This window comes from Plantibacter sp. H53, assembly GCF_001650455.1.
GTDB classification, from domain to species: domain Bacteria; phylum Actinomycetota; class Actinomycetes; order Actinomycetales; family Microbacteriaceae; genus Plantibacter; species Plantibacter flavus_A.
Map to the genome: position 1 here is coordinate 1 of NZ_LWCT01000014.1, position 19,841 is coordinate 19,841.

21 protein-coding genes are annotated in these 19,841 nt (G+C 70.6%); 12 read left to right on the forward strand and 9 right to left on the reverse strand.

Annotation, left to right across the window (positions count from 1 at the left end; translation table 11 throughout):
- Positions 1-242, reverse strand: a 242-nt coding sequence (locus tag A4X17_RS09215) for a hypothetical protein (protein WP_157583423.1), incomplete at its 3' end; no start/stop codon positions are given.
- A gap of 73 nt (positions 243-315) precedes the next feature.
- On the opposite strand from A4X17_RS09215, the gene A4X17_RS09220 reads away from it, so the two are divergent.
- A complete protein-coding gene (locus tag A4X17_RS09220; RefSeq protein ID WP_064295380.1) occupies positions 316-1,461 on the forward strand; it encodes a hypothetical protein in 1,146 nt (381 codons plus the stop codon).
- Positions 1,462-1,527: 66 nt separating this feature from the next.
- Here the strand turns inward: A4X17_RS09220 and A4X17_RS09225 are convergent, their stop codons facing one another.
- Entirely contained in the window at positions 1,528-2,094 is a 567-nt protein-coding gene (locus A4X17_RS09225; RefSeq protein WP_064295381.1) for a TetR family transcriptional regulator, read from the reverse strand.
- A 100-nt stretch (positions 2,095-2,194) separates the two neighbouring features.
- Here A4X17_RS09225 and A4X17_RS09230 point away from each other — a divergent pair, with 100 nt between their 5' ends.
- Complete coding sequence (locus A4X17_RS09230) at positions 2,195-3,310, forward strand: zinc-binding alcohol dehydrogenase family protein (RefSeq protein ID WP_064295382.1); 1,116 nt, start codon at positions 2,195-2,197, stop codon at positions 3,308-3,310.
- A gap of 25 nt (positions 3,311-3,335) precedes the next feature.
- Here the strand turns inward: A4X17_RS09230 and A4X17_RS09235 are convergent, their stop codons facing one another.
- On the reverse strand, positions 3,336-3,920 hold the full coding sequence (locus A4X17_RS09235; RefSeq protein ID WP_082916058.1) for an NADPH-dependent FMN reductase: 585 nt from the start codon (positions 3,918-3,920) through the stop codon (positions 3,336-3,338).
- A gap of 59 nt (positions 3,921-3,979) precedes the next feature.
- Between A4X17_RS09235 and A4X17_RS19820 the strand changes: the two genes are divergently transcribed.
- A complete protein-coding gene (locus A4X17_RS19820) occupies positions 3,980-5,068 on the forward strand; it encodes a GrpB family protein (protein ID WP_082916059.1) in 1,089 nt (362 codons plus the stop codon).
- A 51-nt stretch (positions 5,069-5,119) separates the two neighbouring features.
- Here A4X17_RS19820 and A4X17_RS09250 read toward each other — a convergent pair whose 3' ends face one another.
- Both A4X17_RS09250 and A4X17_RS09255 read right to left on the reverse strand, forming a co-directional pair.
- Complete coding sequence (locus A4X17_RS09250; RefSeq protein WP_064295383.1) at positions 5,120-6,394, reverse strand: threonine/serine exporter family protein; 1,275 nt, start codon at positions 6,392-6,394, stop codon at positions 5,120-5,122.
- A 50-nt stretch (positions 6,395-6,444) separates the two neighbouring features.
- Positions 6,445-6,651: a hypothetical protein gene (locus tag A4X17_RS09255; RefSeq protein WP_064295384.1), complete on the reverse strand. Its 207-nt coding sequence runs from the start codon at positions 6,649-6,651 to the stop codon at positions 6,445-6,447.
- A gap of 147 nt (positions 6,652-6,798) precedes the next feature.
- Between A4X17_RS09255 and A4X17_RS09260 the strand changes: the two genes are divergently transcribed.
- Complete coding sequence (locus A4X17_RS09260) at positions 6,799-7,011, forward strand: DUF2945 domain-containing protein (RefSeq protein WP_064295385.1); 213 nt, start codon at positions 6,799-6,801, stop codon at positions 7,009-7,011.
- Positions 7,012-7,080: 69 nt separating this feature from the next.
- Complete coding sequence (locus A4X17_RS09265) at positions 7,081-7,989, forward strand: cation diffusion facilitator family transporter (RefSeq protein ID WP_064295386.1); 909 nt, start codon at positions 7,081-7,083, stop codon at positions 7,987-7,989.
- A gap of 21 nt (positions 7,990-8,010) precedes the next feature.
- On the opposite strand, the gene A4X17_RS09270 is transcribed toward A4X17_RS09265, so the two are convergent.
- The 3 genes from A4X17_RS09270 to A4X17_RS09280 all read right to left on the reverse strand — a co-directional run bounded on the left by A4X17_RS09270 (position 8,011) and on the right by A4X17_RS09280 (position 10,175).
- Positions 8,011-9,198, reverse strand: coding sequence for a cobalamin-independent methionine synthase II family protein (locus A4X17_RS09270; RefSeq protein WP_064295387.1), 1,188 nt, complete (start codon positions 9,196-9,198; stop codon positions 8,011-8,013).
- A gap of 46 nt (positions 9,199-9,244) precedes the next feature.
- Complete coding sequence (locus tag A4X17_RS09275) at positions 9,245-9,448, reverse strand: hypothetical protein (protein ID WP_124768057.1); 204 nt, start codon at positions 9,446-9,448, stop codon at positions 9,245-9,247.
- Between the two features lie 169 nt (positions 9,449-9,617).
- Positions 9,618-10,175 (reverse strand): GNAT family N-acetyltransferase, encoded by a 558-nt coding sequence (locus A4X17_RS09280; protein WP_064295389.1) that lies wholly within the window; start codon positions 10,173-10,175, stop codon positions 9,618-9,620.
- Positions 10,176-10,261: 86 nt separating this feature from the next.
- On the opposite strand from A4X17_RS09280, the gene A4X17_RS09285 reads away from it, so the two are divergent.
- From A4X17_RS09285 to A4X17_RS09315, 7 genes are all read left to right on the forward strand, one after another.
- Positions 10,262-10,990, forward strand: a complete 729-nt coding sequence (locus tag A4X17_RS09285) for an alpha/beta hydrolase (protein ID WP_064295390.1) — start codon at positions 10,262-10,264, stop codon at positions 10,988-10,990.
- 139 nt (positions 10,991-11,129) lie between these two features.
- Entirely contained in the window at positions 11,130-12,482 is a 1,353-nt protein-coding gene (locus tag A4X17_RS09290) for a cytosine permease (protein WP_064295391.1), read from the forward strand.
- An 81-nt stretch (positions 12,483-12,563) separates the two neighbouring features.
- Complete coding sequence (locus A4X17_RS09295; protein WP_064295392.1) at positions 12,564-14,117, forward strand: hydantoinase/oxoprolinase N-terminal domain-containing protein; 1,554 nt, start codon at positions 12,564-12,566, stop codon at positions 14,115-14,117.
- Positions 14,114-15,217: a DUF917 domain-containing protein gene (locus tag A4X17_RS09300; protein WP_064295393.1), complete on the forward strand. Its 1,104-nt coding sequence runs from the start codon at positions 14,114-14,116 to the stop codon at positions 15,215-15,217. The genes A4X17_RS09295 and A4X17_RS09300 overlap by 4 nt, the downstream gene beginning before the upstream one ends.
- Positions 15,214-16,362, forward strand: coding sequence for a DUF917 domain-containing protein (locus A4X17_RS09305; RefSeq protein WP_064295394.1), 1,149 nt, complete (start codon positions 15,214-15,216; stop codon positions 16,360-16,362). Before A4X17_RS09300 ends, A4X17_RS09305 begins: the two co-directional genes overlap by 4 nt.
- 9 nt (positions 16,363-16,371) lie before the next feature.
- Complete coding sequence (locus A4X17_RS09310) at positions 16,372-17,412, forward strand: DUF917 domain-containing protein (RefSeq protein WP_064295395.1); 1,041 nt, start codon at positions 16,372-16,374, stop codon at positions 17,410-17,412.
- Positions 17,409-18,917, forward strand: coding sequence for a CdaR family transcriptional regulator (locus A4X17_RS09315; RefSeq protein ID WP_064295396.1), 1,509 nt, complete (start codon positions 17,409-17,411; stop codon positions 18,915-18,917). The genes A4X17_RS09310 and A4X17_RS09315 overlap by 4 nt, the downstream gene beginning before the upstream one ends.
- A 73-nt stretch (positions 18,918-18,990) precedes the next feature.
- Here the strand turns inward: A4X17_RS09315 and pdxY are convergent, their stop codons facing one another.
- The gene (gene pdxY / locus A4X17_RS09320; protein ID WP_064295397.1) at positions 18,991-19,839 is read right to left on the reverse strand and encodes a pyridoxal kinase PdxY; all 849 of its coding nucleotides are present in this window, start codon (positions 19,837-19,839) and stop codon (positions 18,991-18,993) included.
- Positions 19,840-19,841: the final 2 nt, after the last annotated feature.

The window sequence follows — 19,841 nt, forward strand, 5'->3', positions numbered from 1 at the left end:
ACCCACCCCCATGAGGCGATCGCCAACCCGCCCAGAACCGCTGCCGCAGCGACGGGCACGCCGAACGCCACGAACAGGACGATCGCGACCCAGGACTCTGCACTGTCGCCGCCGATGGCGGCCAAGACGATAGCGACGACGACGAGCAGCACCACGGAGGCGATGAGCGCGCCAGTCCACGTCGTGATGCGCCGTCGACTCATCCGGTACGGGTTGGCGGTGGACGATTCCCGGTTCGGCATGGCTCCATCCTCGACCATCGGAGACCCCGCCGCCCGCCGGACGACGAGCGCGGCGTCGCGATAGCCTCCCTGCATGGGGGAATCACGAGGCGCCCGCGCGCGCCGGAACGCACAACGGGCGATCGCCGTCGGACTCGGCGCGATCACAACCGCCGTTCTGCTCACCGGATGCGGTTCGAGCGCCGGCGCCGACGCGGCACGAGCGTCGATCATCGAGGCCGTCGAGGGCCTGCCCGATGTGGCGGACGTCACCGGAACGGTCGAAGCGTCGAACGGCGGCGGGCTGGAGACGTATTACAACGCCAGGATCACCGTCGAAATGGACGACGGCGCTCCGCCCGAGTCCTACACCGACGTCGCGACGGCGGCTGCCCGGTCGACCGATGGCAAGGAATCCGGCGAGGTGATCGTGGAGGATGCCGTGGGTGGTTCGGTCACATTCGACACCGGTGCACCGCGGAAGACGATCGACGCGACCGTGACGGCCTGGCGCGACTGGGCGGCCGACCCCGATCCGGTCGCGGTCGATGCGGTCCGGGTCGCATCAGTCGAGGTCGAGCTCATCGCGATCTCCGCCCGCGAGAACCGGCCGGCATCGTCCGAGCTCAAGGTCTTGTTCCTGTACGCCGACCCGCTGACGCCGACGGATGCCGCGCGACTGGTGGGCGGGTTCCAGGCAGAGCTCCCGAAGCCGCTGGCGTCCGCGGACATTTCGCTCGTGTTGACCAACCCCGACCCCGGATCCGCAGGCGTGCACGTCCTGGCATGGGGCCTGCCGGTGCCGACATCCGTGCTGGAGACCATCGCGGCGATCGAGGGGACGACCGCCGCCCTCGGACCCGTCGGGGGCTCGGTGACAGCCATCGATTGGTACGGGCAGCAGCATGATCGCGGCCGCGACCGGCCCGATGAGCTCCGCATCGCGGTCGCGTTCCTCGAGGACGCGCGACTCGGAGGAGCGCCCCTCGCGGAGCTGCAGGCGAGTCCGCAGTGGGCGGCCTACCAGCAGGTGACGACGCTCGCGAACACCTCGGAGACGACCATCTCGTTCACGATGAGCGCTGACAATCCGCGGATCGCCGGCTTCACGGCCCAGCCGTGCGGGAGTGCCGACGACGAGCTGGACGCACCACGCGACCCCAGCGAGGCTGACCGGGCGATCGCAGCCTGGTGGCTGGCCCAGGCGCCAGCCTGCCCGGGTGTCGGTCGGCACGAGTGAGCAGGGCCGGGTCGGCGTGAACCGGGCCGGGGCGCGCCGAACCTCGCTCGATCGACGCCCGGGTGATCAGCGCCCCGCGAGGTCACCGAGGCGGACGCGCATCGCGCGGAGCACGTCGACGAGGAGCGCGTCGTCGGGTCCGGCGAGCCACTGCTCGAGGGAGGCGTCGAAGAGTGCCGAACCGATGGACGCGGCGAGCGCCGCGTCGGCTGACGTGACACCACTCTCCACGAGGGCGTCGCGCATCGCGTCGGTGAGGACCGCCGACTTCAGCCGTTCCCGCTCGCGCAGCTGCGGTTCCGACCGGACGACGGCGCGGCGGGCGGCGATGTCGTCCCGCCAGCGCTGCAGCTCGCCGGCAGCCACGGTCTCGAGGCCGGACATCACCAGCGCGAGCGGGTCGAGTCCTGGTGGCGCAGCAGAGACCAGCCGCCCGACCACGGTCGGGAGCTCGCGCTCGCGGAGGAAGAGCACGTCACGCTTGTCGGCGAAGTGACGGAAGAACGTTCGGGTGGTGAGCCCGGCGGCTTCGGCGACCTCCGGGACCGTCGTCGCCGTGAAGCCCCGCTCGGCGAACAGCGCCATCGCAGCACTCTCGAGTCGGAGAGCCGCGTCGGGTGCCCAGCGTGCCATGCGATCAGGATAGCCGATGACACGTCGTGTCGTCAGGTGTAGAGTGATGGCACATCATGTCGTCATCACGACATCCACCCGCATGCTTCCTGGAGACCCCATGCCGACGAACACCGCAGCCTGGCTGCCAGCACCTCGCGCCGACCTCGTCGTCGGCACCGCCGCGATGCATGAACCCGGCCCGGGCGAACTCCTCATCCGGAACCGTGCGGTCGCGGTGAACCCGCTCGACGACGTCAAGCAGCGGACCGGGAACCTCATGTACCGGTGGCTGCCGGTGCCCGCCGTGCTCGGTGAGGACGTCGCAGGCGAGGTCGTGGCCGTCGGGTCGGACGTCTGTCGCTTCGCCGTGGGCGACCGCGTCGTGGCCTACGCGGTCGGCATGGAGCGCGGTCGGCGCCATGACGCCGAGGGCGGGTTCCAGCAGTTCACCGTCGTGCGGGCGGACCTTGCTGCCCCGATCCCGGACGGTCTGCGAGACGAAGACGCCGTCGTCCTACCGCTCGGGATCTCCACGGCCGCGACCGCCCTCTTCCAGCGCGACCACCTCGCACTCCCCCACCCCTCGGAGCACCCCACACCCACCGGGACGACCGTCGTCATCTGGGGCGGCGCAACAAGCGTCGGGAGCAACGCCATCCAGCTCGCGGTCGCCTCCGGCCACCGGGTCGCGACCACCGCCTCGCCGCACAACCACGACCGGATGCGCGAGCTCGGTGCAGACCTCGTGTTCGACTACCGCAGCCCGACCGTCGTGGCGGATCTGGTCAGCGCCCTCCGCGGCTCCTCCGTCGTCGGCATCCTCGCCGTCGGGACCGGCTCCGCAGAGCCCGCCGTCGCCGTCGCCGCCGCCACCGGCGCGCGCCGCGTCGCACTCGCGAGCCCATCGGTGTCGTTCGGGTCCCTGCCTCGTCGGGCCGGCCCGAGTCTGACGTTCATCCGCACCATGACCCGGCTCGTGGCGGCCAACGTCGCACTCCAGGTGCGTGCCCGTCGGGCGGGGATCTCGGCACGGTACGTGTGGGGCAGCTCGCTCATGACCAACGAGGTCGGGCCGATGCTGTGGGAGGACTACCTGCCGGTCGCGCTCGCCGGCGGACGACACCTCTGCGCGCCCGCTCCCGAGGTGGTCGGCGAAGGCCTCGAGGCGATCCAGCCGGCCCTCGATCGCCTCCACGGCGGCGTCTCAGCCCGCAAGCTCGTCGTGCGGTTGTGAGGCGCGGGACCGTGACGCTCGGCCCTCACACCTCCCAGACCGAGCGGTAGCTCCGCTCGGCGAGGAGCCCCGACAGCTCCGCGTGCACCGTCATCGTCTTGGCGAGCCGCCCGGCACGATCCGTTTTCAGCACGCCGGCCGCCTCCCAGTCCCGCTCCGACAGGTAGGCCGTGTACGGGTTGATGACGCACTTGAAGTCCAGCATGAGCGACTGCCCGAGCGTGGCGGTCGCCATGTAGCTGTGCGGCAGGCCGGCGGCGCAGACGAAAGTCACGACCTTGTCGAACCAGGCGGCGACCCTGCCGTCCTCGCCGGTCGCGCCGGTCGCCTCGATGAGCGATTTCACCGTCGCGGCCGGTGCCCAGTTGTAGACCGGGAAGGCGAGGACGACGCCGTCGGCAGCCGTGATCAATGCATGCAGTCGACGGAACGCAGGGCTCTCGAAGACCCGGTCGTTGTCGAACGGCGGCAGTTCCATCTCGGCCAGATCGATGACGGACGAGTCATGACCTTGCTCGCGCAGGAGCTCGCTGCTCGCCGAAGCGAGGGTCCGGCTCCGACTCGACGGATCGAGGCTGCAGGAGATCACGGGCAGGTTCAGAGAGGCCATCCCTCTACGCTAGCCCGGCAGCCCACACGGCGAGCGTGGCGGGTGTGCGAGGGTGGAACATGCTCTCGCCGCAGTCACTCAGTGAAGCCGACCGCCGTCTCGTCGCCTCGTGGGCCGCCGATTGCGCCGAGCGGGTCCTGCCGCTGTTCGAAGCGGAGGCGGCGGATGACGACCGTCCGCGCGACGCGATCGCCCGCGCCCGGGCGTACGCGAGTGGCGAGCTCGACACCGCCGGTGAGATCCGACGACGCTTCGTCGCCAATCGGGCCGCCCAGGTGGTGTCCTCACCCGCCGCCAAGGCCGCCGCGTGGTCGGCCGGACAGGCAGCGGGTGTCGCGCACATGGGAGCCCATGCGCTCGGCGCCGCCGCCTATGCGGTGAAGGCCGCCGAGCTGCATCAGGCCGGAGCAGGCGCGGCCGAGATCGCCTGGCAGCTCGACCACCTGAGCGACGCGGTCCGGTCGGCGCTCCGCCTCCTGCCGGCACTCGGCACGGACTCCTCAGGTCCGCTCGGCACCGGGCTGCTGGCCTCGGGAGTGCTCGGCGACAACATCCGTGCCATCCAGAGCGGCTTGCGCCGACGCTCCCGCCGCCCGGACGTCACGACGCTCGAGCTGGTCGGAGGCCCCGAGCCGGTCCGGGTCGAGCTGCACGACGCCGACCCGGAGTGGCCCGAACGGTACCGTGAGCACCGGCAGCGGATCATCGAGGCCCTTGGAACGAGCGCGGGCGGGACCGGTGCCGTCGTGATCGAGCACATCGGCTCGACCTCGGTGCCCGGACTCGCGGCGAAGCCGATCGTGGACATCGTGGTCGCCGTGGAGGACATCACGGCGGAGGAGGACTACCTCGACCTTCTGCTGGCCGCAGGCTACGTGCTGCGCGTCCGTGAGCCCCGCCATCGGATGGTGCGGACGCCGGAGCGCGACGTCCACGTGCACCTCTACGAGCAGGGCGCGCCGGAGATCGACGAGTACCTCCTCCTCCGCGACCACCTGCGGTCCGACGCCGACGATCGCGCGCTGTACGAGCGCACCAAGCGGGAGCTGCTCGGGAGGCCCTGGGACGACATGAACGACTACGCCGACGCGAAGACCGAGGTCATCGTCGCGATCAAGGCGCGGGCGAGGGCAGCGCGGAGCCGCTGAGTCGCCCGAATCTGTACGAATTCGGCACCGTTTCGGACCATTCCGGGCGACTCAGGGACGGGCGGTCGCACGCACCGGCGGGATGACGACCCCCGTCAGGACCGCCGCCGTCTTGACGCCGACGCAGAGGCTGATGAAGACCGTCAGCGCCGCCGTGACCGCTGAGCCCTCGAGCGTCGCGAGCGACACGAGTCCCACGGTGCCCGGCACGAGCATGAGGAGGGCCGGCTGGAATGTGACGTTGGACGGCACCGCCGCCGAGTACCGCTCGACGATGCGAGCGACGACGAACACGAGCCCGGCGGTCAGCCCCGTCGCGACCGCGTTCCCCACGAGCGGGGCGAACAGGACGATGCCCGCGTAGGTCAGCGCCATCACGCAGATGGTCAGCAGCGTCAGGGAGCGGCCCGAGCCGAACGCGATCCCGATCCCGGCCGCGAGCATCACGACGCCGATCCACGTGAACCACAGCGGCGGGACCGACTCCCACCCGACCAGGTCCGAGCTCCCACGGACGACCTGACCGACGAGCGCCGTCGATTCGGGGTCGATCGACAGGCCGGTGAGCAGCGCCCCGGCCGAGATCCCGGCCGCCATGAAGGCGAGCACGATGAGCCCGTACATCAGGCGTGCCGAGCCCGTCACGATGTCGGTCGCCGTCAACTCCAGCAGGGCGTTGGTGATGAGCGCACCGGGTACGAGGATCGCGATCGGCGCGCAGACGGCGAACAGCGGCACGGGGCCGAGATCCATCGCCGATGCGAGCGTCCCGACGAGCGTCGTCGACACGAACGCCGTCACGAACGGGGCGATCGCGACCGCTCCCCGCCACCGTGCCAGCAGGGTGATGACCAGGCCGACGAAGGCGCCGACGAGCATCGATGCGACGATCGCCCACCATGGGCAGCGGAACAGCAGCGCGAGCCCTCCCGCGAGCAGCAGGTTCCCGACCACCCAGTGCATCGACGCATGCGGGCGCGGCGTCTCCCGAATCGACTGGATGCGGGCCGGCAGGTCACCGACCGGCCAGTGTCCGAGCTCGAGCTCGCGCATGAGCCGGTTCGCCCGCGCCGCGCCGCGGAACGACAGCTCGCCGTGGGTGTTGCCGGCCGCGAGCACCGCACCGGTGCGCACGTCGTTCACGATGATGAGCTGCGGCAGCACCGAGAAGGCCAGACCCTCGTCGCCCGATGCGACCGTGGCGCGCTCCAGGGAGTCCCGGACGTCGGTGACGGAGGTGCCGGCGTCGAGGAGGAGGCAGCCGAGCGCGCTGTAGGCGTGCGCAGCCGTCCTGCGGTGCTCATCGGTCGCGGCGGCGTCACTCATCCCGCCAACGGTACGCGAGATTCCAGGGACGCCTGGGGCCGCCGCGGACCTCAGCGGCGGTTGCGGAGCGCGACGGCTCCGGCCACACCGAAGTACAGGCCGGCGAGGATCGGGACGACGACGATCCACCAGAAATGGAAGCCGAAGTCGCCGTGGGCGTTCGCGACGGCGACCGGGATGAGTGCCACCCCGAGTACGACTCCGACGATGCCGATGCCGAGCGCGAGTCGGGGTCTTCCCGGGGTGAACGAGGCCATGGGGACACGCTAGACCTGCGGGGCTCGCGGAGCCCGGGGGATATCCCCTTTCCCTCGCGCGACGCAAGCGCTTGTGCGGCCGCCGTCACGCTGGCATCCTCGCTCACACGTCGCTCGCTCGCGGCGTGTGAGCGCCGAGGAGGCAGCATGGCAGACGTACGAGTGGGCGACCGCGTGTCGTGGGGCACCTCGCAGGGGCGGACGCAGGGGAAGGTCGTCGAGCGGAAGACCGCGGACTTCCAGTTCGACGGCCAGCACTTCACGGCGTCGAAGGACGAGCCCGCGTTCATCGTGGAGTCCGAGAAGACCGGCGCGAAGGCCGCCCACAAGGGCTCCGCGCTGCGCGTCCTGAAGTCCTGAGGCCCTGACCGCGGTCGTCCGGATGTCCGGGCGTACGCGGCGCACCCCGGCTGGGCGTAGCGTTGGCGCATGACCGTCGTGATCGCCTTCCTGGCCAACGTCATCGTCGCCATCGCCAAGTCCATCGTCGCCGCGCTCACCGGGTCGGCGTCGATGCTGGCCGAGGCCGCGCACTCGTGGGCCGACGCGGGGAACGAGATCTTCCTCCTCATCGCCGACAAACGGGCCGACAAGCGACGCGACGCCGCACATCCGCTCGGCTATGGCCGTGACGCGTACATCTTCTCGCTGTTCGCCGCCTTCGGGATCTTCACCGTCGGTGCGGTCGTCTCGATCCAGCACGGCATCCAGAGCCTCACTGCACCGGAGGCAATGGAGGACTACGCCCTCAGCTACCTCGTGCTCGGTGTCGCCTTCCTCCTGGAGGGTTTCTCCTTCACCCAGTCGATCCTCGAGGGCCGGCGCACGGCGAGGAAGTACGGCCGCGGCTTCTTCGACTACATCGTGAACGGCTCCAACACGACGCTCCGCTCGGTGTTCTTCGAGGACTCCGCAGCACTGCTCGGCCTCATCATCGCCGGTGCCGGCATCGGCCTCCACCAGGTGACCGGCGACCCGGTGTGGGACGCGATCGGCTCGATCGCGATCGGTGTCCTGCTCGGCGGGGTCGCGCTGCTGCTCATCAACCGCAACCGGCGCTATCTTCTCGGAGCCTCACCGAGCCCCGCGTACCGCGCACAGACCGTCACCGCGCTCCTGTCGCACCCGGAGATCGAGCGGGTCACGGCGCTGTACCTCGAGTTCAGCGGGCCGGAACGCCTCTTCCTCGTCGCGTCGGTCGACCTCGTCGGTGACGACCGCGAGAACGACGTCGCGCGCCAGCTCCGCCGACTCGAGGGCGACCTCGAGCAGGACGACCTCATCGGCAAGGCCGTGCTCACGCTCTCGGTGAGCGACGAGCCGTCGATCACCGTCTGAGCGCGACGCCGAGCCGAGGACTCAGGCGCCGAACAGCCGCTTCGACGCGATCGCAGCGCCCTCGACGAGCGCACCGAGCTTCGCCCACGCGACATCGGTCGCGACGAACTCGTAACTCGCGAAGGTGGAGAGCCCGCAGTCGGTGCCCGCGATGACGCGCGTCGGGTCACCGACCGCTTCGGCGACCTCCACGATGCGGTTCGCGATGACCTGCGGGTGCTCCAGGTAGTTGGTGGTCACGTCGACGACCCCCGGGATGAGGAGCGCGCCCTCGGGGAGCGGATGCTCGCGGAACGCCGGCGCCTCGTGCTGGTGCCGCGGGTTGCCGAGCGGGATGCTGAACGCACCGACCCGTGCCCGGTAGAGGTGCGGGAGGAGCACGTCGACCGGGACGTCGTCCTGGTGTGGGCCCTGCCAGTTGCCCCAGCAGACGTGGAGCCGGACCTGCTCGCGGGGGATGTTCCGGATGGCGTGGTTGAGCGCGTCGACGTGCAGGTCCACGGCCGCGAGGAACTCCTCGAGCGTCGCGTCACCGAACTGGATGACCCGCTCCATGGCGAGGTCCGGGGCGTCGAGCTGCAGGACGTGACCCCGGGCGACGATCGCCTCGTACTCGATCCGCAGTTGCTCGGCGAGCGCGAACACGTACGCCCGGTCGTCGCCGTAGAAGGGGTTCGCGGCGTCGAGCAGCAGCGTCGTCGACACGATCCCCGGCGTCGCCGCGGAGAAGAAGGTGCCGGCAGGTGTGCGCCCTTGGTCCGCCTGCACGGCGAGCTCCCGCTCGAAGCCGTCCAGATCGGCGGTGATGCCGGCCAGCGTGGGGTCGTACACGAGCTGCCCCTGGGCCATCGGCGGATCCCACACCCGTGCGACGTCCGCACCCTCGACGATCTGCTTCGCCTGGAAGGCCGCGTAGTCCGGGAATCGCACGGAGTCGAGCGTCGGCTTGCGGTGCCCTGCCCCGCCGAAGCCCTCGATGCGTTCGAGGACGTAGGTCGAGAACCCGACGCGCGGGACCTCGCCGTCGTTGATGAGATCGAGACCGGTGGCGAGCTGTGCGGCGACCGTCGAGGCCACCGCATCCGCCGTGACCTCCTCCAGCTCGGCCACGTCGAACGGCCGCCGCTGGTCGCGGGCCACGAGCAGCCGGGTCAACTCGGGCGTGCGCGGCAAGCTCCCGGCGTGCGTGGTCAGGATGCGGTCGGTCATGCGTGAGCTCCTCGGTGCGTGGCGCAGGTCGATGTGGACGGCACGCTCACGCCATGCAGGGAGCCCACTCCTGGTTGGAGAGTTCCCGCTGCTCGTTCTCGGTCTGGAGGAGCCAACCGGTCTTCGTCGCGCCTCGGTACTGTCCGCTCACGAGGTCGGCGCACCAGGACCGACCGTCGAAGGCCCACCGGACGAAACTCGCCTCACTCCCCTTGCGCAGGAGCGGGCGTTCGCGTTCTACCTGACTCATGTGTTCCATCTCGACGGTGGCTGACATATCTTCCAACCGTATCGAGGAATGCAGTCGGTGAACAGACTGCGCACGCTCCTTGCGTTTCACGGCCACTTGCCCGAAAATACCCGGTCGCGCCCGGAAGTGGCGTCCTTCGAGATGCTCGGAGAGCGAGCGCAACGATCGTTCAGCCCACGAACACGCGGAGCGCCTCGTTGCTGAGCGCCCGGTCGGCGAACACGAGGCGCACGGCATCGGGATCCGGGTTGCCCGCGTCGGGGCCACGCCAGACGACCTCCAACCCCGCGCGTTCGGCAGCCCGTCGTGATCCCTCGTTGTGCTCCAGGAGGAACGCCACCACGGGCAGATCCGGTGCCGACGCCGATGCCGCGGCTCGCGCGGCCGCGATGAGCTCCTGCGCGTATCCGCGCCCCCAGGCCGCGGGCGCCAGGCGGTAGTACAGGTTCCAGGCGAGCCCTCCCCGCAGACTCGGGCCACCGATGCCGACCAAGGCACCCGTCGTGGTGTCGCGCGCGACCCACACGTCGAGGCCGTTCGCTTCCCAGCCGGCCTGATACCGCTCGATCAGGTCACGGGTCTCGGCGAGCGCCGTGTGTCGGGCGGACGGCAGGTGCGTCCAGACCGCGGGGTCGGCATGGAGCTCGTGGAGCTCCGGCAAGTCGCGCTCGGTGGGGCGGGCGAGCGTCAGTCGCTCCGTCAGGGTCGGCGGCGTCGCGTCGGTCATGCCTTCCATTCTGCTCTCTGGAGCGACACGCTTCGCAGCGCGGCGTCGCCGCGTAGAGTCGTCCCCAGCGCCGACAGAGGAGGGCCATGCGACTGCACGTCGAGGAACACGGTCACGGACCGGTCCGGATCGCCCTCATCCACGGGTTCCTGGCCGACGGGGCCGCCTGGACCGACGTCGTCGCAGCGTCCGACCCGGAGCGGTACACGTTCCTGCTCGTCGACCTGCGCGGTCACGGCTCCAGCCCACGCGCCGATCGCACCCGGGGTGAGCGGTACGACATCGCCTCGCTCGCGGCCGACCTCGTCGAGACGTTGCCGACCGGCCTCGACGCGATCGTCGGCCACTCCCTCGGCGGGCGGCTCCTCATCGACATCGTCGGCCCCCTCCGTCCGGCGCGCGCGATCTACCTCGATCCCGGGTTCGGCCTGAAACTGCCGGGCCGAGGCCTCGGCGCACGACTGTTCTGGAGCATCCCCGGGCTGCCGCGGCTCTTGGCCTGGCTGTACGACCGCACGGATCCCGCGACGGGTCCCGCGAACGTCGCGCTCGCCGAGGCCGCCCATGCCGCGTGGGACCGCTCGATGGTCGCGGAGGTGCTGCAGGACGTCGCAGCGAATCCGGTGACCCCGGCGGCGCCGGCCGTCCCCTCGACGCTGGTGCTGTCGGACGACGCGAAGCTCGTCCTTCCGAGCAGCCACGTCCCTCGCTACGAACAGCTGGGCTGGACCGTCACGCGGTTCCCGGGGATCCGCCACGACATGGCGGCGCTCGACGGGGCACGGACCTTCGAGGTGATCCAGGCCTCGCTCTGAGCGCCAGCGGACAGGAGCACTTGTGCAGAGTGCCGGTTCGAGGATCGAATTCCTGCATCATGCACATTCTGCTGCGGGCGGGCCGTCAGTAACGTTGCCGCCACCCGCACCGCTCCCTCCCCCACTTCTGGAGACCAGCATGGCTCGCATGGCACACGCAGACGACTTCGCCCTGTCCCGCGTCCGTCCCGACGCACAGAAGCCCTGGTTCGGCATCGCCGTCCAGCGCTTCGGACAGGTGTCGGCCCTGTCCCAGTTCCTCCTCGGCGCCACCCTCGGCTACAGCATGACCTTCGGTGAGGCGTTCCTCGCGCTGCTCCTCGGCTCGATCATCCTCGAGGTGATCATGTGCATCGTCGGCATCATCGGCCAGAAGGAGGGCCTCAACACCGCGCTCCTCGCCCGCTGGACCGGCTTCGGAGAGGTCGGCGCCTCCCTCGTCGGACTCGCGATCGGCATCAGCCTCATCGGGTGGTTCGGCATTCAGAGCGCGATCTCCGCCGAATCGCTCGACGCCCTCCTGCCCGGCTTCATGCCGGTCTGGGCCTGGAGCCTCATCTTCGGCCTCGCCGTCACCGCCATCGTCGCCTACGGGTTCAAGGGCATGCAGTGGCTCGCGAACATCACCGTCCCGCTGTTCCTCATCCTCGTCGGCTGGTCGATCATCAGCGAACTCACCCAGCACGACTTCATGGAACTCGTCACCGGCCCGGCACCCGGCCCCACCATGAGCGTCTGGGCCGGCACCGGCATCGTCGCGGGCGGCCTCATCGTCGGCGCCATCATCACCGCCGACATGACCCGCTTCAACCGGTCCCGCGCCGACGTCATCAAGCAGACCGTCGTCGGCGTCTCGCTCGGTGAATTCGTCATCGGCCTCTCGGGCGTCCTGCTCGCCCACGCCGCCGCCTCTGGCAACGTCGTCGCGATCGTGACGTCCTCGGTCGGCCTCATCGGCCTCATCATCGTCATCACCGGGACGCTCAAGATCAACGACTGGAACCTGTACTCGTCGACGCTCGGCCTGGTCAACTTCATCTCGACCGCGTTCGGCAAGAACCTCAACCGCGTGACCACCACCATCGTGCTCGGTGTGGTCGGCTCCATCCTCGCGGCGGTCGGCATCCTCGGGCAGTTCTCCGGCTTCCTCATCATCCTCGGCGTCGCCTTCCCGCCCATCGCCGGCATCATGGTCGCCGAGTACTTCATCGTGAAGCGCTGGCGCGGCGAGCTCGACGAGACGCGCGCCTCCGGCCGCCTCCCCACGACCGCCCCGCGCATCGTCCCGGCGACCATCATCATCTGGGCCATGTCCGCGATCACCGGCTACTTCGTCACCTGGGGCATCCCCGCCGTCCTGTCGCTCATCCTCTCGATGGTGCTGTACATCGCCGCCGGCAAGCTCGGCCTGGTCCGCGGGGTCGGCGTCGCCCACACCTCGCAGATCGAGGCGGATGTGACGACGGACAGCCCCGCCACCGCCTCGAGCTGACCCGGGGGACGTCCGTTCCACCCCGTCAGACCGTTCCACCGCACACCGCTCCACCGCACCAACAGAAAGCGAACCCCTCATATGCACATCGGTATCGATGTCGGCGGCACCAACACCGACGCCGTGCTCATGGACGGCACCACCACCCTGGCGGCCGTCAAGCACGCGACCACCCCGGACGTGACCGACGGGATCGTCCAGGCGATCGGCGAACTGCGGAGCGGCCACCACTTCGACGGTGATCAGATCACCGCGGTGATGATCGGCACGACGCACTTCATCAACGCCCTCGTGCAGGCCAAGCGGCTCGCACCCACCGCGGCACTGCGGCTCGGGCTCCCGGCGACCCGCGCGTTGCCGCCCCTCGTGGACTGGCCGGCCGAGCTCGTCGAGGCGATCAGTGCACGCAGCTACCTCGCGCACGGCGGCTACGAGTTCGACGGACGCCCCATCTCGCCGATCGACCCCGACGAGCTGCGGGCACACGCCGAGGACATGCGTGCGAACGGCATCCGCTCCGTCGCGATCTCCTCCGTCTTCAGCCCCGTCAACCACGACCTCGAGGTCGAGGCGGCGCGGATCGTCGGCGAGGTCCTCGGCCCGGACGTCGCCATCTCGCTCTCGCACGAGATCGGGCGCATCGGCCTCCTGGAACGCGAGAACGCGACGATCATCAACGCAGCCCTGCGCGAGCTCGCCTCGGAGATCGTCGATGGGCTCACCGCCGCCGTCCGGAAGCAGGGCATCGAGGCGCCCATCTTCCTCAGCCAGAACGACGGCACACTCATGGACGAGGACTACGTGCGCCTCTACCCGGTCGCGACCTTCGCCTCAGGCCCCACCAACTCGATGCGCGGGGCGGCACTGACGAGCGGACTCGCGACCTGCGCGGTCGTCGACATCGGCGGCACCACGGCGGACATCGGGCTGCTCATCAACGGCTTCCCCCGCGAGACGGCGAACGAGGTCAAGGTCGCCGGCATCCGCACCAACTTCCGCATGCCCGACGTCCTGTCCATCGGGATCGGCGGCGGCAGCATCGTCGATGAGGAGACCGCCGAGGTCGGGCCGGCGTCCGTCGGGTACAAGCTCATGACCGAGGCCCTCGTCTTCGGCGGCAGCACCCTCACGGCGACGGACATCGCCGTGGCCGCCGGTCGCGCGTCGATCGGTGACGCGTCGAAGGTCGCGCACCTCGACCCGGCCTTCGTGGAGCGCGTCCTCGAGCGGATCGGCGAACGCATCGCCGAGGCCGTCGACCGCATGCGCACGTCCCCAGAGCCGATCCCCGTGGTGGCGGTCGGCGGTGGGTCGATCCTGCTCTCCGACGAACTCCCCATCTTCGGCGCCGTCCACCGGCCCGACAACTACGCCGTGGCGAATGCCATCGGTGCTTCCATCGCGCAGGTCGGGGGCGAGATCGACAAGGTCTACGCCATCGAACCCGGCCGGCGTGAGGAGGCGATCGCCGAGGTCCGTGCCGAGGCGATCGACAAGGCGATCGCGGCCGGCGCCTCCCCCGCGTCGGTCGCGATCGTCGACTTCGACGAGGTCCCGATCCCCTATCTCCCGGGGAACGCCACGCGCATCCGGGTGAAGGCCGTCGGCGACCTCGACATGGGAGGCCTCCGATGAGCTGGACCATCTCGGCCGAGCTCATCCCCGGCCTCGCCCGTGGCGCGGCCGTCCTCGGGACCGGCGGCGGCGGCGACCCGTACATCGGCGCGCTCCTCGCCGCGCAGGCGCTCCGCGAGCACGGCGACGTCACCGTCGTCACCCTCGACGAGGTCCCCGGGGACGCGCTCGTCCTCACCGTCGCGATGATGGGCGCCCCGACCGTCATGGTCGAGAAGCTGCCGAGCCTCACCGAGGTCGTCGCACCGGTCCACGCCCTCAGCGCGTCCCTCGGTCGCCCGGTCACGCACATCGCGTGCGCCGAGGTCGGCGGCGTGAACTCGACCATCCCGATCGCCGCGGCCGCAGCGCTCGGACTCCCCCTCATCGACGCCGACGGGATGGGGCGGGCCTTCCCCGAGCTGCAGATGGTGCTCCCGACCCTGTACGGGATCGACGCCTCCCCGCTCGCGTTCAGCGACGAGAAGGGGAACACGGGCGTCCTCACGACCGTCGACAACAGCTGGACGGAACGCATCGCCCGCGTCGCCTGTGTCGAGATGGGCTGCTCGGTCATGATCTCCGGCTTCCCGATGTCCGGTGCGCAGGCGCGCGAGGCGCTCGTCGCCGATTCGCTGTCGCTGTGCCGCGAAATCGGCGACGGCATCGAAGCGGCCCGAGCCGAGAAGGCCGACCCTGTGGAGCGGACCGTGCGGCTGCTCGGCGGTCGCGAGCTGTTCTCCGGCAAGGTCGTCGACGTCGAGCGCGCGACCACCACCGGGTTCGCCCGCGGTCGAGCCCGCATCGACGGCGTCGACGCGAGCCTGGAACTGTCGTTCCAGAACGAGCACCTCATGGCGGCACTCGACGGCGTCACCCTCGTGACGACGCCCGACCTCATCATGGTGCTCGAGCACGATTCCGGCGAGCCCATCACCACCGAGGGGCTCCGGTACGGGCAGCGCGTCCGCGTGATCTCGGCACCGAGCGACGACCGCTGGCACAGCCCCGAGGCGCTCGCGATGGTCGGGCCGGGGTACTTCGGGTACGAGGTGCCGTCGCACCGCTTCGACGGCACGGCCGAGACGCCTGCGCCTGACTCGCCGGAGGTCGCCGCATGAGCTGGACGCTGACCGCGGACGACCTGCCCGACCTCGCCCGAGGCGCCACGCTCCTCGGGACCGGTGGCGGCGGCGACCCGTACATCGGCATGATGCTCGTGAAACAGGTGCTCGGCGACCGCTCCATCACGATCCTCGACCCCGACGAGCTCGCCGACGACCTCTTCGTCATCCCCACCGCGCAGATGGGCGCTCCGACGGTCATGGTCGAGAAGATCCCGGCCGGCTTCGAACCGACCCTCGCCCTACGGACGCTCGAGGAGCACCTCGGGCGTACCGCCGACGCGACCATGCCGATCGAGTGCGGAGGCATCAACTCGATGATCCCGCTCATCGTGGCCGCCGAGACCGGGCTGCCGGTCGTCGACGCCGATGGCATGGGCCGGGCCTTCCCGGAGCTCTCCATGGAGACCTTCGCGGTCTACGGCGTGCACGGTTCGCCGCTCGCCATCGCCGGGGAACGCGGCGAGCGCGTGATCATCGACACCGGCGACGACGACCGGCAGATGGAGTGGTTGGCGCGCGGTATCGCGATCCGCCTCGGCGGCGTCGCCCACATCGCCGAGTACGCGATGAGCGGGGCGGACGTGCGTCGCACCGCGGTACCGCGGACGATCTCGATGGCGCTGGCCCTCGGCCGGGCGATCCGGATCGCCCGCGAGGAACACCGTTCGCCGTTCGCCGCCATCGCCGACACCCTGTCCACGACGCTCTACTCCCACGTCCGGGAGCTGTTCGTCGGGAAAGTGGCCGACGTCGAGCGCCGCACCACCGAGGGCTTCGCCAAGGGCACGGCCGTCATCTGGTCGGCCGATCCGTCGAGCTCCGAACGCCTCGAGATCTCGTTCCAGAACGAGAACCTCATCGCCCGGTGGAACGGCGAGGTCGTCGCGATCGTGCCGGACCTCATCTGCATCGTCGACCACGAGACCGCCGAGCCGATCACCACAGAGGGCCTCCGCTACGGCCAACGCGTGCGGGTCCTCGGGATCTCGACGCCGGCACTCATGCGCACGCCGGACGCGCTGCGCGCCTTCGGGCCGAGCGCGTTCGGGCTGACGGAGCCGTTCGTCCCGGTCGAGGGCGAGGCGGCGGCTGCGGAAGCCGCGGATGCGTTCGCCGCTGGTCAGGCGGTCCGAGCCTAGGCTGAGGGCATGCCGACCCTCCTCGAGCGCGATCGCCTCCCCGCCCTGGCGACGGGGTTCGCGATCCTGGGCTCGGGAGGTGGCGGCGCGACGACGATGCTCGAGCTGGCGCTCCGCGACGAGCGCGCCTGGCCGTTCGACCTCCACAGCGTCGACGACCTCGATCCGGAGACCCCGTGTCTCGCCGTCGGCTTCGTCGGTTCCACGATGCTGCTCAGCGAGCGCCTCCCCGGCACGGATCCGTTCGGGCGGCTGATCGGAGCTGCGGAACGCTGGCTCGGACACCGCATCCCGGCCATCTGTTCGTTGGAGGGTGGCGGGGTCAACGGGCTCACCCCCTTCGCGTTCGCCGCAGGGCGGACCATCGTCGACGCTGATCTGACCGGACGCGCCGTCCCCTCGCTCGACCAGATGTCGATCCTCGTGGACGAGGTCCCGGGCATCGTCGTCACCTGCGACACCGGTGCCGGCGGGGTCGCCCTCGTCGAGACCGAGCGGGCCCTCGACATCGAACGCGTCGTCCGCGCGGCGATCGTACAGGCCGGTGGGAGCGGCGGCATGGTGTTCGCGGGCTTCACGGTGGGCGACCTCCAAGCGCACGCCATCGTCGGGAACGCCGCCCGGGCGCTCGAGCTGGGCGGAGCGTTCCTCGCGCGGATCGACGGCCCGCTGACCGCCCTGGCCGAGTCGCTGGGTGGACGGCTCCTCGCGGAGGGTCGGGTCAGCAGCATCGAGCCGGACTCCCGGGACCCGCACGTCCTCACCTTCGGGATCGACGGGAGCAGTGGCGCGCTGCACCGTCTCGTCGCCCGTTCCGAGACGCTCGCGTTCATGACGGACGGACGACTCGAAGCCGCCGCGCCGGACCTCATCGTCGTGGTCGACGCGGTCTCCCGGGACATCCTCGAGGTCACGGCGATCTCGATGGCGAGGCACGTCGCCGTCATCCGGGTCGACGGTCCGGAATGGTGGTCCGGCTCCCCGGAGCGACTCCGCCATGTACTCCCGTCCGCCTACGGCCTGAACGAGCTCGACGAGGTCCCGGCATGAGCGATCGCCTGCAGCTGGGCGCACTCCTCGCCCACCCCGACAATGGTGGCGTGCGGCTCGTCGCCGGCCCGGCCGACGCCAATTGGGCCGGCGTGGTGGTCGAGACGAACGAGGCGGCCCTCCCCGAGGACGGCGCCGGTCGACTCGCCGTGGTGACCGGCGTCCCACCCACGAGGCCGTGGCAGCAGGATGCGCTCGTCCGTCGCACCCGGGATCGTGGCTTCCTCGCCCTGGCGATCCCGGAGGCCGACGGCTTCGGCGCGGGGACGCGCGCGCTCGCCGACCGACTCGGCTTCTCGCTCCTGCACGTCGACCGACCGATGCTGCTCGCGAAGGCGTGTTGGCAGCTCGTCGAGGCCCGCGACTCCCTGACCCTCGGGTACGTCCGCAAGGTCGCGCAGTCCATCGAGTACCACGCCGAGGGCCTGGCCGACCTCCTCCGCCACCTTTCGACGAGTATCGGCCACGGGATCGCCCTCATCGACAGCGAGGGGGTCTTGCTCGAGGCCGGCGGGCGGTTGCCGTCCGAGGTGCACGCGGCGATCGACTTCGGCCCCTGGGTCGACCTGACGAAGGCCGGGCGCGGCGCTGCGGCATCGGTCCGGGTGGACAGCCCGAGTCGGGAGGGCCTCCGGGTCGCGTTCTTCGGGGACGGACTCGACGACCGACAACTGAGCGCGCTCGCGGTCGCCGCCGAGGTCGCCATGCCCGCCGTCGCGGCGCGGATCCTCATCGACGAGGTGGCCGAGGTCAGTGACGCGTCCGTGTCGTCCGGCGTCCTGCGGGACTTCGTGGACCTCCGAGGCCGCCCCGATCCCGACGTCGAACGTCGCATGCTCGAGCGGGGCTGGCGGACGACCGGCTACCACCTCGCGTTCCGCATCGTCGGCCGGAGCCGGGTGGACGCCCTGCAACTCCTCCGCTTCGTCACCGGCGCGCTCGGTCGGATCGCCGTGGACTCCCACGCGACGACGAGCGGGCGCGGGGTGAGCGGTTGGCTGACCTTCGCCGAACCGCCGGAGCCGCCGCAGGTCGAGCGGTACATCGCCGCCCTCCGCGACCTGCACGTTGAGGCGCGGCGATCGTTCAACGTCGCGACGGCCGTCGGGTCGCTGGCGAGCGGATCGGCGGGTCTCACCTCATCACTCGGGGAGGCGTCCGACGCGGTGCGCATCGCCGCGAACCGGTCGACGACGGGCTGGTTCGTGCGGGTGGACGGCCTCGGCCTGGAACAGCTGCTGCTCGCGTGGACCGGCAACGACACCTTCGTCCCGGCTGCACGGTCGCTCCTCGCCCCGTTGCAGACCGGCAACGGCGAGCTGCTGACGACGCTGTCCGCCTACCTCGACCACGAGTCCGCGGTCGCGCCGACCGCCGCCGCACTCGGGCTGCACCGCAACACCGTCGCGACGCGGATCACCCGCGCGCAGGAGCTCCTCGGCGTCGACATGGCGGACCCGGAGGTGCGCCTCGCGCTCCACCTCGCCTGCCGCGCCGTGCGGTGAGCGTGGGTCGCTGAGTCGCCCAGAACTGCACAGAGATCGCCCGGCTCCGAACAGATCCAGGCGACTCAGCGGCTCAGACCGCCGTCGCGGTGAACTGCATCCGTGGATTCGCGTAGAACTCCTGCGCCTCCACCAGCTGCAGCTCGCGCTGGCCGGAGCGGTACGTGAGCTCGACGAGGTCGAACACACTCGACGCCGTGCGCTCGAGGGCGAGCTTCGCGTCGCGGGTCTCGCCGTAGTGCGCGGCGAACAGGGCGGCCGTGACGTCGCCGGACCCGTTCGCCTTGAACGGCAGCAGCGGCGTCTGGACGATCCACCGGCCGGCGTCGTCCACGACGAGCATCTCGATCGTCTCCCGGTCGCGGTCGGGACGCTCGACGCTCGTCACCAGGACGACCGACGGGCCCATCGCGCGGGCCAACTCGACCGACGCCAGCGTGGACTCGAGCGAAGCGGGCTCGGTGCCCGTGAGGAAGCCCAGCTCGAACTGGTTCGGCGTGATGATGTCGGCGTTCGGCACGACGCGGTCGCGCAGCAGGTCGGGGATCTCCGGGGCGACGAAGCAGCCGGACTTCGCGTTGCCCATGACCGGATCGCACGCGTACAGCGCGTCGGGGTTCGCCGCCTTGACCCGCTGCACCGCGTCCACGATGACGTCGCCGATGCCGACGCCGCCCTGGTAGCCCGAGAGCACGACGTCGATCTGCGGGAACGCTCCGCGCTCCTCGACACCCGTGATGACCTCGCCGACCTGCTCGGGCGAGATGAGCGGGCCGCGCCACGCGCCGTACCCGGTGTGGTTCGAGAAGTTCACCGTGTTGACCGGGATCACCTCGACGCCGATGCGCTGGAGGGGGAACACGGCCGCGGAGTTGCCGACGTGCCCGTAGGCCACGGCTGACTGGATGGAGAGGATCTTCACGA